We start from the raw sequence: 16085 nt of genomic DNA, 5'->3' as shown, positions 1-16085 counted from the left end.
TCGTTATGCTATAAATTAAAATATTGCTTTGCGTTGTAATAAGAAATGTTTTGTACCATTTTCCCCAGCCATGCTATATCATGGGGCAGCAGCCCGTTCTCTACATCATTACCTATAAGGTTGCAAAGAATGCGGCGGAAATATTCGTGGCGCGGCCACGAAAGAAAACTGCGTGAATCTGTTGTCATGCCTATAAACCGGCTTAACAAACCCATATTGCTCAGCACGTTCATTTGTTCTTCCATCCCGTCTTTCTGATCAAGGAACCACCAGCCCGACCCAAATTGTATTTTACCCGGCGTTATGCCATCCTGGAAGTTACCGATCATTGTGGCGTATATGGCGTTGTGAGCAGGATTATTATTATAGATGATGGTTTTAGCCAGCTTGTTTTCTTTATCTAACCGGTTAAAAAAGGCCGACATGGGTTGAGCAATGCTCCAGTCGCCTATGGAATCCACACCTGCATCTGCTCCCAGGCGTTGCAATAGCCTGGTGTTGTTATTGCGCAAAGCGCCGATATGAAACTGTTGCGTCCATTGTTTTTCTGCATTCCACTGGCATATAAAATGGAGGGTGGCCGATTTGAAACGGTGCACTTCATCTGTTCCGGGTGTTTTGCCACTTCTTATCCTGCTAAAACTTTCCTCTAATTGCGCAAGGGTAAAATCATCCGCATACATGGTTTCCAGTCCATGATCCGAAATGCGGCAGCCGGCATCATGAAAAAAGTTGTGACGTTTTTTTAATGCATCCAGCAACTGCCGGTAACTGCCGATCGTAATGTTTGCAGAAATACCTAATCTGTCAATATAGCTATTGTATGTTACCGGATCTTCCACGGCCATGGCTTTATCCGGCCGGAACGCAGGCAGCACTTTAACCTTCAGCCCGCTTTGCTTTATTTGGAGGTGGTAGCGCAGGTCATCGCAGGGGTCGTCCGTGGTACAAAGGGCTTCAACGGAAAAATAGTTAAGCAGCGCATGAACCGGCAATGTTGCCAGCTTTTCATTGCAATGGTTATATATCTGCTCCGCAGATGATTCATTTAATAATGCGGTGATGCCGAAAGGATTGCGCAATTCAAGATGCGTCCAGTGATACAGCGGGTTGCGCATGGTATAAGGCACTGTTGCGGCCCATACTTTAAACTTGGTATAATCATCGGCGTTACCGGTAATGTTATTTTCATCAATGCCGTTGCTGCGCATGGCACGCCACTTATAATGGTCGCCTTTTAGCCATATTTCGGTAATGTTTTTAAACTGCTTGTTGGTTGCTATTTCATCAGGCGGCAAATGATTGTGATAATCAATGATGGGCATTGTTGCGGCATACTCATGATAGAGTTGCTGTGACGTGGCGCTTTGCAGCAAAAAATCTTCGTTAAGAAAAGGCTTCATAATGGCGTATTAAAACAGATGCAAAAATGGACGGGTATTGTATTTTCAGTGGTTAACCGTGGATTTATGTTTTTCCCTTTTCAATATATTGCATGATCTTTTTGATATGGCCGGTTACCAGTGCATATTCGCCATTTGCCAGCCATTCTGCCGGGAAAAGCTGCGATCCGATACCCACAGCGGCAACACCGCCTTTAAACCAGTTACCGATATCTTCCGCGGTGGGTTCAACGCCGCCTGTGGCCATAAACCGCATGGCAGGAAAAACGGCTTTTACCGCTTTAATAAAAGCCGGGCCGCCCAATTGCCGGGCCGGAAATATTTTCACGGTATCTATTCCCCAGTATTCGGCCAGTCCGATCTCTGAAGCTGTGGCGCAGCCCGGTATCCATAATTTTTTATGCGCTGCGGCAACCTGTTGTATTTCTTCAAGTATCAATGGAGAAATCAGGAAGTCGGCGCCCGCACGGATAAATTGATTGGCCTGCTGTGCGTTTTTTATGGTACCAATACCCAGCACCATTCCCGGCAACTGCTCGCTGCAATATTTGCGCAGCTCAATAAAGATATCAAATGAGTTGGCATTGCGGTTGGTGAATTCAAATAAGCGAACGCCTGCATCGTAAGAAGCTTTGAGCACATTGCGGCATATGCTTATATCGGTATGCGTAAATAAGGGAACAAATCCTGTTTGTTGTACCAATGATGCTATTTGCTGTGGATTCATAATTATTTAATTTGGGTGGTGAAAGGCATAGGGTTAGGGTATAGGATATAGGGTGTAAGGCATAAGGTATAGGGTACAATGGACAAACAATAAACTTTAAACTACAAACTACTTATCTGATAATTCTTCCACTTCCGCTTTGCTGTATCACCGTATCAATTTCCTGTTTCGTGGCTGTATTAAAATCGCCGGTAATGGCATGTTTAATTACACCACAGGCGGTAGCAAATTCGATAGCTTCGTTTAGGCTGCTTTTTGTTTTAAGTGCATGAATAAGCCCGGCCATAAAAGCATCCCCGGCCCCAATACGTTCAGCAATGTGCTGCATATGGTAAGCTTGCGAAGTGTATATTTTCCCTTCATTCCATAAGTAGCCGGTATATTGGTTCGAGCTGGCGCTTTCCTGCTTGCGCATGGTCATGGCAATGTGTTTTACATTGGGTAAAGCCTTTTTTAAAAGCGTAAAAGTACTTTCAACAAGATGGGCGGCATCGGGTTCAATGCCAAAGTACAGCTTGGCAGTATCAACATCCGCCAGCAGCACATCGCAATACTGTAGCAGTTCGGGCATTACCTGGCTGCAATGTTTGCCATATTTCCAAAGGGTGCTGCGATAGTTAAAGTCTGCGGAAATGATCAGCTTGTTTTGTTGTGCAGCCTGCAATGCTTCCCTGCAGGTATCGGCAAGTTGCTGGTTCAGCGCGGGGGTAATGCCGCTCCAGTGAAACCAGTCTGCCGTTTCAAATATCGGGTTCCAGTTAAGCTGCCCGGGTTTGAGGTAACTGAAAGCAGAATGTTCCCGGTCGTAAATTACTCTTCCCGGTCTTGCGCCCTGCCCGCTTTCATAATAATAAGTTCCTGTGCGGCCATCTGCAGTACGCATAATATGGGTTTGAACACCATATTTATATAACTGGGAAAGCCCGGCTCTGGCCAGTTCATTATCCGGCAAAGCCGTAATATATAGCGATGGGCTTCCCAAAATAGCTAAGGAAACCGCGATATTGGCTTCGGAACCCGCCCAATGCATTTCGAGCGTTTGGGCCTGAACTAATTTTTGCTGCTGCGGTGGAGTAAGTCGGAGTAAGTATTCACCAAATAAAGCAATCTTTTTATTCATAACCGGCATCTGTGAGCCGAAAATAAGGCAAATCGGCGAAAGGAGACGCCGAAGATTTGCCGGACAATAAAAAAAGCCTCCTGTAAGGAGGCCTTTTTTGCAGTTGGTTTTGGGGCTATTATTGATTATACTTGATAAAAGGAACAACCAATGAAGATTGCCCGTGTATGTTCTTAATATAATACAACCCCGGCGATAAGTTCAAAATGTCCACACTAACAATTGTAAGGTTTCTGGTATTTATCCATTTTACAACTGAACCGCCTATATTGACAACTGCTAATGTGGAAATGCTGCTTGAAGCAGGTATTTTTATAAATATTTTTTCCCGGGCGGGGTTAGGATATACTATAAAAGCAGTTGAATCCGGCAAAATAACAGTTATTGTTTGTGAATAAGAAACGTCCCCATCGGTATTAATGATCCTCAAGCGGTAGTAATTATTGCCGTAGAAAGGCTCTTTATCAGTCAGTTGATAGTTAAAAGGATAAATGTTAGTAGCGGAAATGAATGAAGAAATGGGTTCAAACCGTATTCCATCGGCACTTTTTTCAACAACATATCCTTTTGAATGGGTTTCACCCGGCGTTGTCCATTGCAGCACTATGCTATTCCTGTTGGGGTATGCTTTCCATTCCGTTAACAGTATGGGCAGCGGATTGTTGGGGTAAGCGGTTGAACCGGCAAGGGTAAAGCTGCCGAATTCGTTTATTGCACCGCTGGTTATTGAACCATTGGATCCGGGTGTTCCTGCAGATCCACTGGTATGCATATCTGCCCATTGAACGCCGGTATAACGGGCTACCCGCAGCGCGTTCATATCGGTTACGCCACCGCTGTTAGGATCGTAAAAGGTGAGTTCCACACTTGCGCTACCCGTTCCTGAAATGTTCCAGTATTCAATATGACTAACATGATGAATGCCCGCTCCCATAGCGGCGCCCATGTCAAGATAAGGATCGCTTCTTTTATATACCGCGGTAAAATCGCCGGTGGCATTATGCAGCAGTACCGGTCTTAGCTTGCCATCTGATCCAACCGGGAAAGCAAAACCGGCATTGCTTAAGCCTAACTTTTGAAGGGGGCCTTCTACATAGGCATTGTCGCAACCCATATTTGTATAGGACAAATGATGGTAATCGTGCATACAGGTTTGAAGGCCGGCTGTGGGGCCAAGGGTTAACAGTGCGGATGCGGATGTTTGTATGATGCCATGTTGCATATTCAATATACCGGTTACGGCTGCATCACGATCTAATTGGGCAGAACTATTATTAATGGTAAGGTTTTTAATGGTAATGGCGCCTGTGCCTCCACCTGAGCCGATGGTTTGACTGGTACCCAACAATTGTACCGCACCGGGCATATTATCGCTTCCTATATCAATATAGGCAGCGCCTTCACATATAATATTGCCATAAATATTAAAGTTGCCGGTATGAGAGCCGTTTGTATTGGGCTTAAATGAGAAAAACCCAGAGAGCAGTCTTAAATCGTTTTGAATAATGCAATCTCTTGAAGACCCGATTCCGCTGAAATTCAGGTTTCCATCAATATACAAATGGCCAAAAGTTCTGCCTGCAAGCGATGAGCCCACGCCATTTCTCTGGTATTTATAAATGCTGGCTGCATTAAAAATGGTAACCGCGTTTGGCGCAGTGGCTCCAAAAGGATTGCCTCCGGCTTTATTAATATATTGTGATCCGCCTTCAAACACCACCGAATTTAAACTCGTTGTTCCAAAAGCGTTGCCGTCAAACCCGGTGTTAGCAGTAAAGATTGCCCCGTTTTTAAACAAGAGTGATGCGACAGAACCCGCTGTTAACCGGTGTGCTCCGTCGTAAAAATCTATGCTGCCCCATACTTGCCCCGAATAATCCGCTGCCATATTCAATGCAACCGCATTATTTCCGGTTACACTTAATGCAGCGCCGGCTTCCACTGCAAAATGTGGAGCGGCTACCGTTGAATGGCCAATGGTAATAATGCTTGCAACTGTGGTACTAAGATTTACTACGGCATTATTATGCAGCCGTAGTTTGCCAATACTTTCCGTTGCGGGCATATCCGTAACGGTGGCATTCGCAGAAAATTCAAGCACATCATTTACTGCGGGAGTACTTCGTGCTGGCGTCCAGTTGAGCGGGTCGGTCCAGGAACCGGAAGCTGTGTTCCAGGTGTAAGTTTGCTGTGCAAACAATAGCAATGGTGCTGCAAAGATGCAGGTGAGCAGGTGTTTTTTCATTTGTATTCCTTTTTTACGTGATAGATTAGCTACGCACAGGAATTGAATTTTAAGATTAGCGTTAGAAAGTTAATAATTTTTTTGAATACATATCAATAATTTTAGGCTTGTCAATACACAATTGTATTTTTGAGCGTTTCCATCATCCAGCATAAACTATTTCATGTTTGCAATTTGTAAAAAAGAGCTCCGGCAGTTTTTTAGCAGTTTAACCGGGTACCTGGCTATTATTGTTTTTTTGTTGCTCAGCAGTCTTTTCCTTTTTGTGTTTCCCGATACCAACCTGTTCGATTACGGCTATGCTACGCTGGCTACTTTTTTTGAGATAGCTCCGTGGATACTGTTGTTGCTTATTCCCGCCATTACCATGCGCAGCTTTGCCGATGAATTTAAAGCGGGTACTTACGAAATTCTGGTAACCCGCCCGCTCAGCAAGTGGCAGATCATTGGGGGGAAATACCTGGCAAGTCTTATTATTGTTGCCATAGCCCTGCTGCCAACGTTCATGTATGTGCTTACGATCAAAAGCCTTTCAACCGGTGGTATAGATGGCGGTGGAATAGCGGGCGCCTATATCGGGCTGTTTTTTCTGTCTGCCGCTTTCACCGCTATCGGCATTTGCTGCAGCAGCTTTACCAGTAATGCCGTGGTGGCTTTCTTATCGAGCGCCTTTGCCTGCTTTATTTTATACAGTGGATTTACGGCTGTCAGCGGTATTCCATCCCTGCAGGGGGGCTGGGATTATTTTATAGCAATGATAGGGATTGATTTTCATTACCGCAGCCTCAGCCGCGGCGCTGTAGACAGCCGGGATATGATTTATTTCCTGAGCATAATTGTTTTGTTTTTGTTTATTACACGAAAAAAATTACTGAACCGGTAGGCGTATCATGAAACGCCAGCGTAAGCTTTTTTACATAGGATAATCTGTAAAGGCGTTCCCTGTCTGCCGACCAGGCAGGCATCCGGCAAAGAAATCAGCCGCTGAAAGCGGCAAACAAAAAATATACGGATGAAAAAACTGTTGCAATCTCCCTATAGCCTGATATTCGTTATTGCCGGGTTGGTGCTGATCAACTGGCTGGCATCGCAATGGCATGCCCGGCTTGATCTTACCGCGGAGAAACGCTACACGATATCTTCCGCAACCCGGGAACTATTGCAGTCATTGGATGAGCCGGTAACCGTTACGGTGCTTTTAGATGGCGATCTGCCCGCAGGATTTAAAAAGCTTGCCGGCAGCACCCGCGACATGCTGCAGGAGTTCAGGGAGATCAGCGGCAGTAATATCCAGTTCTTTTTCCGGCAGCCGGGGCAGGGGATGCACGATACATTAAAAGCGGAGCTGATAGATTCCCTGCACAGCATGGGCATTAACCCAACTAACGTACGGGCACGAACGAAAGCGGGGGAAGGGGAGGAACAGCGATTGGTATACCCCGGTGTTATTTTTGAATACCAGGACAGGGTATCGGCTGTTGACCTGCTGCAGGGACAAAGTTCCGTTGATGGCATCAATTCATTGAACAATGCAGAAGCTTTATTAGAATACAAGCTGGCCGGCGCTATTGATAAAATAAGACGGGATAAGGTTCCCGTGGTGGCCTATCTTACCGGTAACGGACAACCGCAGCGCTATGAAGTATATGATTTGATAGAGAGAACATTAAAGCCTGACTATGGGTTCAGTATTTTGCCTGTAGACAGTGTGCCGGTTATACCTGATGTATTTGACGCGTTGCTGATCGTGAAACCGCAAACCGGCTTCAGTGAAGCGCAGAAGCTGAAAATTGACCAGTATATTATGCGGGGCGGCAAAGTAGTATGGATGATAGATAAGCTGTATGCCAGCTTAGACAGCCTGCAGCGCAGCCAGGGCAGTTTTATAGCGTTTGAGATAGGGCTGAACCTTGATGACCTGTTGTTTAAATACGGTGTGCGTATTAATGCCGACCTGGTGCAGGACCTCAACTGTACGCAAATTCCGCTTGCTGTAGGATCAATGGGCAACCGGCCGCAGTTGCAGTTGATGCCCTGGGTGTATTTCCCCTTGTTATCATCACCCAACGATAATCCCATTTCCAAAAACCTGGATTATGTGCTGTCGCAGTTCCCGCAATCCATTGACACCATAAAAGCAGAGGGCATTGATAAAACCATATTACTGGCGTCTTCAGTTAATACCAGGATACTAAGCACGCCGGCAATGGTGGAGCTGAACAGTGTGAAAAATGAAGAAGATATGAAAGCCTTTACAGCCGTTCATATGCCTGTGGCGGTATTGCTTGAAGGTAAATTCAGTTCCCTGTTTACGAACCGTATTACTTCGGGTGCAAAAGACAGTTTGACGGATATTTATAACAGTCCTTTTCAACCGGTTGCCGATAGCAGTAATAAAATGATCGTGATATCGGATGGCGATATGGTAACTAATTTTGTTTCGCAGGAAAAGGGACCCTTGCAAATGGGTGAAAACCCGTTTACCCATTACCAGTATGCCAATAAAGAATTTTTTCTCAATTGTATGGAATACTTAGTGGGCAACCCGGGGATCCTCGAAACCAGGGGCAAGGATTATACCCTCCGGCTGTTAGATAAAAAGCAGGTGGATGAAAGCCGATCCTTTTGGCAGGCGATTAATATTATGTTGCCGGTTGTGCTGGTGATATTGTTTGCGTTGATATATGCTGCGGTTAATAAAAGAAGGTACGCGGGACAAAAAAGCTACCGGAAATACTGAATCCGACAGATGGTATATTTTCTTTGAAAGTCAAAAATAATTGAAGTGAAAATTTAACCTGTGTTGCCTTTACCCCGGCAGGCAGGTTTGGCAACCCTATGCTCTTTCATTTCAATATTCACCAATCTCCAATCTTTCTACTTCCCGTTTTCTGTAACCGCTTTATATATCGCATCCTGTATATTGGTCCTCGTATTCAGCCGGTACAGCTTTACGTTTGTTCCGCCTTCAGGGTTTACGCGGTTGCTCAGGAAAATAAAAGTAAGGTTATGCTTCGGATCTACCCACACGCAGGTGCCTGTATAGCCCGTATGTCCGAATGTTAACGGTGAGGCATACCTGCATGGATATGGCTCTTTGCTAATGGCATTGTCTTTTTCCGGCTTATCAAAGCCCAGCGCCCGCCGGCTTATTTTGCTGCTATAAGCTGTAAACAATTTGATGGTTTCGGGTGAAAAGAAATAGTATCCGTTGAACTTCCCTCCCTCCAGCAGCATCTGCATCATCACTGCCAGGTCGTAGGCATCGCTGAACAGGCCCGCATGGCCGGCCACTCCGCCAAACATGGCGGCGCCCGGATCGTGCACGGTGCCGCGCAGCAGTTGCCTGCGGAATATTTGCTCGTGTTCGGTAGGTGGAATGCGCTGCTCCGGGAATTTTTGCAATGGTAAAAAACCGGTAGTGGTTAATCCTAATTTGCGGTAGAACTCCCTGTATACATATTCATTCAGCGGCATGCCGCTGATCGCTTCCACTATCTTTCCAAGGAAAATGAAATCGTTGTCGCTGTAAATATATTTATTGGGCGGACCAACAGGACTTTCTAATATTCTTTTGTATATAGTATCTTCCCAGCTATTGCGCATATACATGGTATCGGCAACTTTTATATGGTATTGCGGCGTTTGTGCGGTATTATAAAACCCCGCAAGTGGAACACCCGTAGCCATATCAATGGTTTCGCGGTAAAAGGGGATGAAAGCTTTAAGCCCCGCCTGGTGCAGCAGGATATCATCAATTTTTAGGTTTTGCTTATTGGTACCTTTTACCCAGGGCAGGTAATCGCCCAGGGTTTTATTCAGGTCCAGCTTTCCCTGGTCGTACAGCTTCATTACCGATAAGGTGGTAGCGCATATTTTAGTTACGGACGCCAGGTCGTAAATGCTTTCTAAGTTTACTCTTTCCGTACTGTCGTAAGTATAATAGCCATAGGCCTTATGAAAAACGATCTTTCCATCCTTTACAGCCATGATGGCCATGCCGGGGGCGGCGTGTTGCCGGATGGCTTCGGTTGCTAAGGAATCTATTATTTTAAATTTTGCTGCGTTAATATCCACGCCGTTTGCATAGCTAACCGGAGCTGTAACGGTGCTGATCCCGGTTCCGGAAGGAAACGCATCGCAAACCGTAACGGGCAATTTTCCTTTTGTAATGATGGCGCCTTTTAACACATCCGCGGCTGCCTGGTGCGTAATGGCATCATCTTCATAACAGGCTATCATATTTTTAGCATCGCAGAAATTTTTAATGATGTAGGGATTGCCAAAAACAAAGCTGATTGTTTTTTTGAGTGGCTGAAGGTGCTGCAATAATTGTATGGCCGGTGTGCTGATACCAAAATTACCGGCTGGGAAGCGATTGTAATGATGAATGCCTATAACTATTGCATCATACCGGGTTTCGAGTAATGCTGCCAGCGTTGTAACGCGGGAAGCGTCTTCTTTATAGCTAAAATAAAAAACATCGGCGTTATAATTGCCCCGCATGAGGCGGGCAAAAGCATTATCATTATTAATGCCAAAGCCTATGTATGCCACTTTTGGCTCTTTTCCTGTTTTTGTTATATCCCGCAACGGCAAAAGCGGAATAACAGGATCATCAAGGCGCAGCGCGGTAATGGCGTTTTCCGCAATGGATTTTGTTATATCAGGCGTTTGGGCATTCAGGTCACGTACAAGGTTATGCGTATTTACCGGTCGCCAGCGACTCAGTCCATGCCGGTATTTTGCCTGTAATACTTTTTTCACACGTTCGTCAACCTGTTCCCAGCTCAGCTTTTTCCTTCTGATCGCTTTTTTTATTTCTTCTATACTGGCCGGAATATCGCCCGGCAGGCATAGCATATCATTGCCGGCAATCAGCGATTCGGCCGAAGCTTCCCCATCGGGAAAGAACTTTTTCACACCCTGCATTTCCAGCGCATCGGTAAATGTAAGCCCCTGGTAACCCAGCTCTTCCCTGAGCAGTTTGGTTACATTGTTATACGAGAGGGAGGTGGCACGGTTAGCCGTGTTATCAATTGCCGGTATAAAAAGGTGGGCGATCATCACGCTTCCCACACCTGCTTTAAACATTTCACGGAAGGGGTATAATTCAAGCGAGTCCAATTGCTCACGGGTTTTATTGATTACGGGAAGATCATAGTGAGAATCCACCGCCACATCGCCATGACCCGGGAAATGCTTGGCGCAGGCCATCACACCCACATCCTGCATACCTTTCATATACATAATGCCATGTTCGGCCACTTTGTATTTATTTTCTCCAAATGAACGGTCGTTAATAACGGGGTTGTTGGGATTGTTGTTGATGTCAACTACAGGCGCATAATTTACCTGTATGCCTGCGCGTTTGCATTGTTCGCCTACCCACCGGCCATACGCGTAAATCAGTTGCGGATCCTGCACGGCGCCCATCATCATTTGCCGGGGTAAACCTGCTACACTGTCCATGCGCATGCCCAGCCCGTTCTCCGCATCAATACAAATTAATAAAGGTGTTCTGGCCATTGCCTGAAACCGGTTAATGTATTCAGCCTGCGTAACAGGGCCGCCCTGGAAAAGACAAATACCGCCTATGTTATATTTGTTAATGGCTTCCGATACCGCCTCGTCATAAAAAGTAACCTTACGGTCGCTGCCAATAGAAGAAAGCCGCACTACCATCAGTTGCCCCAGTTTTTCATCGTTGCTCAAGGTGGCGAATACACTATCTACCCAGGCTTGTTCATCAAGCTCACTGATATGCTGTGCGATGGTGGATAAGCTTATACAACAAATAACAATTGCCGTGAGTATCTTCTTCATGATCAAAAAATTGTTCAGTAATACATACCTCAGGCGAATTTATTATCATTGAGGCGTTCATGCAAATCAAATTCCTCACCCCCTCCAACGAAACGTTGTTCCCGTCTGAATGATTCATTCAGGAAGGCGGGTTCCTGCCCTCTCTCGTCATTGTGAGTTTTCAATAGGGTTCCTTTCATCACTAAGGCAATGCGTTGAACGTCATTATAAGACCCTGAACTGATCTGAATCGATGCGTAATGATTTTTTAGAGTTGAAGTAATCACCAATGGCGGATACGGATTATATTATTGATGGTTTATGGTTGCTTTGAACTTAGAATTTCCGACTTCGGATTTTATCCTGTTACTCCGCTCCGCTTCAGGCGGCTTGCTTCCGCGTGGATAGTTGCGCTAACTTCCAGTATCCGTTTACGCCTCGCAAAGACGGGCCTTTTACCGTATTTTTGTGGTTAAATTAAAAGGTTTTGTCAGACAGCATCCAGTTATTACCCGATAATATTGCCAACCAGATAGCGGCGGGCGAAGTGATACAGCGCCCGTCGAGCGCGGTAAAGGAACTGTTGGAAAATGCCGTAGATGCCGGCGCAACGGAAATACAACTGATCGTTGCCGATGCCGGGAAATCGCTGGTACAGGTGATAGATAACGGCAGCGGCATGAGCGAAACAGATGCCCGAATGAGCTTTGAGCGTCATGCCACGTCTAAGATCAATAATATTGATGACCTGTTCCGGATCCGCACCATGGGTTTCAGGGGAGAAGCGCTGGCCTCCATTGCCGCCGTGGCGCAGGTGGAGCTCAAAAGCCGCCGTGCGGAAGATGAAACGGGCACTTATATTGAGATAGAAAACAGCCTGGTAAAAAAACAGGAGCCGGTTGCTTTTCCGGTGGGGACGAGCATTGCCATGAAAAATGTTTTTTTTAATGTGCCCGCCCGCAGGAATTTCCTGAAAAGCAATGCCGTTGAAATGCGGCATATTGTTGATGAGTTTACCCGGGTAGCCATGGCATTTCCGGAAATATCCTTTTCGCTTACTGCTAACGGCCAGGAGATATACCATCTTGAAAGCGGTTCCCTTAAACAACGGATCGTTCATTTGCTGGGGAGCAATTATACCGCCAAGCTGGTAAATGTGCAGGAAATCACCGATTACCTGAATGTATATGGCTTTGCCGGAAAACCCGACATCGCAAAAAAAACAAGGGGTGACCAGTATTTTTTTGTGAATAACCGTTTTATCAGGAGCGCCTACCTGAATCATGCGGTAATGAGCGCTTACCAGCAAATGATACCAGCTGATAGTTTCCCCATGTATGTGCTATTTATTGACCTGGATCCCGCGCAGATAGATATCAACGTGCATCCTACCAAGCAGGAGATCAAGTTTGAAGATGAAAAAATTATTTATGCCTTTGTGCAGGCTGCTGTAAAACACGCGCTGGCGCAATTCAGTATTATGCCCACCCTTAATTTTGATCTTGATCCGGGTATTCAGCAGTTAGATGCGGTAGCCCGCCCATTTACGGAAGAAAAGAAAGAGCATGCCGCGGCTTCGGCGCTGTACAATACATTCACACAAAAAAACCAGGCACACCTGATAGAAAGTAAAAGCGGGTTAAAACACTGGAAAGATTTTTTTCCTGAAGCCGGTAAAACAGTAGTACCCGGGCAGGATGCCGTTGCCGTTAAGTTTGAATATGAACAGGCTGGAGCTATTGCGCATGCTGCCGGTACAGGGCAACCGTTACAATTGCTGGAGAACACAGACCTGCTGCAAGTACACGCCACCTATATCGCGGCTTCCACCAACCAGGGCTTTATATTGATCCATCAGCAGGCAGCACATGAAAGAATCTTGTATGAGCGGTATGTTACCGCTGCCAAAGGGAAACCCATTGCAACACAGCACAGCTTATTTCCGTTAACCGTACCACTTACCACGGCTGATGCCGTATTGCTCCAGGATCTTTTGCCCGATCTGCACGTACTGGGATATGAAATAGAACTTTTCGGGAAAGATACTTTTGTGGTACAGGGCACACCTGCCGACGTTGAGCAGGGAAATGAAAAAGTAGCGATTGAGCAAATGCTGGAGCAATACAAGCATTTTAACAGCGACGTAAAATTTTCCAAACGGGAGAAGCTCATACGCAGCATTGCATGGCAACATGCGGTAAAGCCCGGCCGTTACCTTGCACAAAAGGAGATGAAGGCATTGGCGGAGGAATTGTTTGCCTGCGATCAGCCCAATATTACCGCTTCCGGAAACCCCACCTATATTGCGTTTAAGAACGATTATTTAGAGCGGATGTTTGGGAGATAGTTTGAAAACAGGTGTTGCAGGTTACAGGTTACAAGGATGAAATACCAAAAGGCAAATCACAAGAACCAAGCTTGTCCATCGTAGCAGATAAAACCTGTATGCCTTAACAGATTCCAAATACAAGTTGTGAAGTTTGAAGCGAAATGCGATGACAGCCTGCACCTTGCAACCTGTAACATCAGTCTTTGCTTCTCCTGAACCACCAGTAAAACGGAATACCTAATAATATCAGCGTTAATCCTATTCCTGCTTCACGTGGCCGCTCAATAAGCGTATTGCTTACCAGCAAAATGCAGAACAAAATGAATAGCGCCGGCACAACAGGATAACCCCACACTTTATAGGGTCTTGGTGTATCGGGCATCTTTTTTCTTAAAATAAATACACCTAAAGTGGTGGCTCCATAATATATAAAGGCGGCAAAAATAAGCATGTCGGTTAGCTGGTCGAAAGTGCCCGACAATACCAGTAAACATGCCCATGTGCCCTGGAACCATAACGCATTGCCCGGAACCTTTGCTTTATTTAGCCTGGCTACTTTTGAAAAGAATACTTTTTCCGTTGCCATAGCATAATATGTACGTGCATTGCTCAAAATAGTGGCATGCGTGCAGCCCAATGTAGTTACCAGTATTAATAGTGAAATAAGAAATACGCCGGTGCTGCCTGCAAAAGTTTTTACGGCTTCTACAGCGGCAATCGTATTGTTGGCGGCATGTACCTGTTCCATGTTTGGTGTGGACAATACGGCGAGATATGTCATGTTAACCAAGAAGTAAAGTGTAATCACCAGCAGCAAACCAATGGTAATGCTTAACGGCACGTTGCGATGCGGGTTTTTGATCTCACCACCCAGAAATCCAACAGAGTTCCATCCTTCATATGCCCAAAATGCAGCCAGCATAGCAGTAAAAACGGCGCTCATCGTAACCGGCGATGCGTTGGATGTTTCCAGGCTAAACACTGAGGGAAGGTTTGCCTGCGAACTGCTCAATCCGGATACTACGATCAGTGTTATGCCTGCTAATACCAGCAGCATAAGCACGGTGCTTAGTCCTGCACCGGTTTTAAGTCCGGTGGTGTTGATCCAGGTGAGCAGGGCAATCAATACAATAGCTGCGAACTTTACATTAAAGCCTGCGAAAGGGTAGAATACGCCAGCAATATTGACATCGGCCCATGATGCTAATAGCGGTGGAAGTTGTACAATGCTGTGCAGCGATTGGGCAAAAACATAGGCAATGCCGGCCACCGCGGCGGTTTTAATGGCCGTAAAATTAGACCAGCCATATAAAAAAGAAAAGAACCGGCCGTAGATCTTTTTATAATAGGCGTATTCTCCGCCTGTATTGGCCAGCATACTGGCAATTTCGGCATTACAGAGCGCTCCCATAAGGGTAATGACCCCACCCAGCAGCCAGCAGATCAGTACCCATCCGGGTGAATGCAGTTCGGCGGCCATGGGCGCCACCTTTTTATATACACCTGAACCGATAATATTACCCATTACCACTATAATGGCTATACGTAAACCAAGGGTCCGGTTCAGTTGGGAGGGAATGCTCATAAACTGGTTTTGAAATAATAAAGCGGTTAAAATACAAATAAAGACGGGAAGTGAGCCGATTTACGGAAGAGAATTTTAATGGGAACTTATCCGGAGGCGTTCCAACGCACTTTAACGGAGGGCTGCAATGTGCTGCAAACCGTTAAGGTCGAAAAACTTGAAATGTTTCCCCCTGAATTTTATCAAACCAGTTTGTTGCAACTCAGTAAGCATCCTGGATACCTGTTCTCTGGTAGTGCCGGAGAGATCGGCCAGGTCCTGCCGCTCTAAGTGAACGCGAATGCCATTGCTACCGGGTTGATACTGGTATAATGCGGCGATGTGCAATAAGGCTCCTGCTACCCTTTCTTTAACGGAGAGATGGGTGAGGCGCACGGCATGCAGCTCAACCTCCCGTATTTCGTTCAGCAATGATTGCATCATCCCGCTGTGAAGTGCAGCACTCTTTTCAAGTAATTGATCATAGAGGGCAAGGCTGATATGGCATACATATAAATCTTCAACCGCTTCTACCGATAAGGGTTGTTCATTATTACTGCCGCGTATCCGGTGGCCCAGAACGGAACCTGCTCCTGCAAGACGAAGGATCAGCGGGCGTCCGTTTTTACCATTCACTTCTATTTTTGCTATGCCCCACCTGATAAAATAAATACCTCCTCCGTGTTGTCCTTCAATGAGGAGGCGCTCCCCCTTTTGAAAATAAAGGTATTTCTTGTTGTCAGATAATGTTTCGAGCATATCGTTCGAACAGTTGCGGAGTACAGAACAATTTCTAACCCGGCAGGTATTGCATCTTGGATTAGGCTGGGCCATATGTGTATAAACAGGAAATGCCGGAAAGAACAGACATAGGGTTGTGTTCTCCGGAGCC

10 protein-coding genes are annotated in these 16085 nt (G+C 45.9%); 3 read left to right on the top strand and 7 right to left on the bottom strand.

Annotation, left to right across the window (positions count from 1 at the left end):
• Nucleotides 1–8 precede the first annotated feature (8 nt).
• The 4 genes from uxaC to PLE34_RS07105 form a co-directional block, all read right to left on the bottom strand.
• Nucleotides 9–1403, bottom strand: coding sequence for a glucuronate isomerase (gene uxaC / locus PLE34_RS07120; RefSeq protein WP_324555364.1), 1395 nt, complete (start codon nucleotides 1401–1403; stop codon nucleotides 9–11).
• Between the two features lie 64 nt (nucleotides 1404–1467).
• On the bottom strand, nucleotides 1468–2130 hold the full coding sequence (locus PLE34_RS07115; RefSeq protein WP_324555362.1) for a beta/alpha barrel domain-containing protein: 663 nt from the start codon (nucleotides 2128–2130) through the stop codon (nucleotides 1468–1470).
• A gap of 112 nt (nucleotides 2131–2242) precedes the next feature.
• The gene (locus PLE34_RS07110; protein WP_324555360.1) at nucleotides 2243–3250 is read right to left on the bottom strand and encodes a PfkB family carbohydrate kinase; all 1008 of its coding nucleotides are present in this window, start codon (nucleotides 3248–3250) and stop codon (nucleotides 2243–2245) included.
• Between the two features lie 118 nt (nucleotides 3251–3368).
• On the bottom strand, nucleotides 3369–5495 hold the full coding sequence (locus PLE34_RS07105; protein ID WP_324555358.1) for a T9SS type A sorting domain-containing protein: 2127 nt from the start codon (nucleotides 5493–5495) through the stop codon (nucleotides 3369–3371).
• 163 nt (nucleotides 5496–5658) lie between these two features.
• Between PLE34_RS07105 and gldF the strand changes: the two genes are divergently transcribed.
• Nucleotides 5659–6378 (top strand): gliding motility-associated ABC transporter permease subunit GldF, encoded by a 720-nt coding sequence (gene gldF, locus PLE34_RS07100; RefSeq protein ID WP_324555356.1) that lies wholly within the window; start codon nucleotides 5659–5661, stop codon nucleotides 6376–6378.
• Nucleotides 6379–6507: 129 nt separating this feature from the next.
• The gene (gldG, locus tag PLE34_RS07095) at nucleotides 6508–8235 is read left to right on the top strand and encodes a gliding motility-associated ABC transporter substrate-binding protein GldG (protein ID WP_324555355.1); all 1728 of its coding nucleotides are present in this window, start codon (nucleotides 6508–6510) and stop codon (nucleotides 8233–8235) included.
• A gap of 137 nt (nucleotides 8236–8372) precedes the next feature.
• Here the strand turns inward: gldG and PLE34_RS07090 are convergent, their stop codons facing one another.
• Complete coding sequence (locus PLE34_RS07090) at nucleotides 8373–11321, bottom strand: serine hydrolase domain-containing protein (protein WP_324555353.1); 2949 nt, start codon at nucleotides 11319–11321, stop codon at nucleotides 8373–8375.
• A gap of 466 nt (nucleotides 11322–11787) precedes the next feature.
• Here PLE34_RS07090 and mutL point away from each other — a divergent pair, with 466 nt between their 5' ends.
• The gene (gene mutL / locus PLE34_RS07085) at nucleotides 11788–13647 is read left to right on the top strand and encodes a DNA mismatch repair endonuclease MutL (RefSeq protein WP_324555351.1); all 1860 of its coding nucleotides are present in this window, start codon (nucleotides 11788–11790) and stop codon (nucleotides 13645–13647) included.
• Nucleotides 13648–13825: 178 nt separating this feature from the next.
• Here mutL and PLE34_RS07080 read toward each other — a convergent pair whose 3' ends face one another.
• Together PLE34_RS07080 and PLE34_RS07075 are read right to left on the bottom strand one after the other, a co-directional pair.
• Nucleotides 13826–15214: an APC family permease gene (locus PLE34_RS07080; protein ID WP_324555350.1), complete on the bottom strand. Its 1389-nt coding sequence runs from the start codon at nucleotides 15212–15214 to the stop codon at nucleotides 13826–13828.
• 111 nt (nucleotides 15215–15325) lie between these two features.
• The gene (locus tag PLE34_RS07075) at nucleotides 15326–15952 is read right to left on the bottom strand and encodes a Crp/Fnr family transcriptional regulator (protein WP_324555348.1); all 627 of its coding nucleotides are present in this window, start codon (nucleotides 15950–15952) and stop codon (nucleotides 15326–15328) included.
• Between the last annotated feature and the right edge of the window lie 133 nt (nucleotides 15953–16085).

The organism is Agriterribacter sp. (genome assembly GCF_035445465.1).
Taxonomy (GTDB): domain Bacteria; phylum Bacteroidota; class Bacteroidia; order Chitinophagales; family Chitinophagaceae; genus Agriterribacter.
Note: the sequence above shows the minus strand (reverse complement) of the source record. Positions and strands in the feature narration are given on the sequence as shown.

Excerpts from the sequence above, each read along its gene's own strand:
- PLE34_RS07075 (WP_324555348.1), bottom strand. The coding sequence starts at position 15,952 with ATGCTCGAAACATTATCTGACAACAAGAAATACCTTTATTTTCAAAAG.
- uxaC (WP_324555364.1), bottom strand. The coding sequence starts at position 1,403 with ATGAAGCCTTTTCTTAACGAAGATTTTTTGCTGCAAAGCGCCACGTCA.
- PLE34_RS07115 (WP_324555362.1), bottom strand. The coding sequence starts at position 2,130 with ATGAATCCACAGCAAATAGCATCATTGGTACAACAAACAGGATTTGTT.
- gldF (WP_324555356.1), top strand. The coding sequence starts at position 5,659 with ATGTTTGCAATTTGTAAAAAAGAGCTCCGGCAGTTTTTTAGCAGTTTA.
- PLE34_RS07110 (WP_324555360.1), bottom strand. The coding sequence starts at position 3,250 with ATGAATAAAAAGATTGCTTTATTTGGTGAATACTTACTCCGACTTACT.
- PLE34_RS07090 (WP_324555353.1), bottom strand. The coding sequence starts at position 11,321 with ATGAAGAAGATACTCACGGCAATTGTTATTTGTTGTATAAGCTTATCC.
- PLE34_RS07105 (WP_324555358.1), bottom strand. The coding sequence starts at position 5,495 with ATGAAAAAACACCTGCTCACCTGCATCTTTGCAGCACCATTGCTATTG.
- gldG (WP_324555355.1), top strand. The coding sequence starts at position 6,508 with ATGAAAAAACTGTTGCAATCTCCCTATAGCCTGATATTCGTTATTGCC.
- PLE34_RS07080 (WP_324555350.1), bottom strand. The coding sequence starts at position 15,214 with ATGAGCATTCCCTCCCAACTGAACCGGACCCTTGGTTTACGTATAGCC.